The sequence below is a fragment of the Variovorax sp. WDL1 genome, from assembly GCF_001541225.1.
Classification (GTDB): domain Bacteria; phylum Pseudomonadota; class Gammaproteobacteria; order Burkholderiales; family Burkholderiaceae_C; genus Variovorax.
In genome coordinates this window covers 1-305 of sequence record NZ_LMTS01000111.1, presented here as the reverse complement: position 1 = coordinate 305, position 305 = coordinate 1, and the positions used below count along the sequence as shown (strand labels likewise).

Annotated in this window: 1 protein-coding gene; it reads left to right on the top strand. The window is 71.5% G+C overall.

Annotated features, from left to right (window positions below):
- On the top strand, positions 1-305 hold a 305-nt coding region (locus APY03_RS15655; protein ID WP_157103410.1), incomplete at both ends, for an autotransporter outer membrane beta-barrel domain-containing protein.

Genomic DNA, 305 nt, shown 5'->3' with positions numbered 1-305 from the left:
CTCTCGGGCGCCAACAGCTACGGCGGTGCCACCGCCGTCACCGAGGGCACCCTGCGCGCCGGCGCTGGCAACACCTTCAGCCCGGCCTCTGCCCACAGCGTGGCCGCAGGGGCCACGCTCGACCTTGCCGGCTTCAGCCAGAGCATCGCTGGCCTCGCCAACGCCGGCACCGTTTCCCTCATCGGTGCGACACCCGGCACGACGCTCACCGTCAACGGTCCTTACGTGGGCAACAACGGTCTCCTGCGCCTGGGCACCTTCCTGGGCGACAGCGCCAGCGCCAGCGACCGGGTCATCCTCAGCGG